Annotated in this window: 1 protein-coding gene; it reads right to left on the bottom strand. The window is 62.4% G+C overall.

All coding sequences use genetic code 11. From position 1 onward, the window contains the following. The coding region (locus AC0L3U_RS38845; protein WP_473365033.1) for a transposase at positions 1-335 on the bottom strand (335 nt) is incomplete at both ends.

The raw sequence follows: 335 nt of genomic DNA on the forward strand, positions 1-335 counted from the left end.
CGGACGATCTCCTTGAGCGGCACACCGTCGCTGACAAGAGCCGCGATTGCGGCATGGCTGTCCTGGCGCCGCAGATAACCCTGATAGCGAAGCTTTTCCGCGCAGGTCAGCAGTTTAAGATCGATCGTCGTCGCCCCGATTGCGGCTCGGATTTTGCTCATCGAACGGCGCACCGCTTCAAGGAAGGCCGCGCTCGCGTTTTCCATCAGATGCCAGCGGTCGGCGACCTGGATGGCGTTCGGCAGCGCCTTGGCTGCTGCCTCGCCATATCCACCACCGCGATCTCGCGACACAATGTTGATGCCCGGGTGCTTCGACAGCCACGCCTGAACGGT

It is taken from the genome of Bradyrhizobium sp. Kon69, assembly GCF_055807515.1.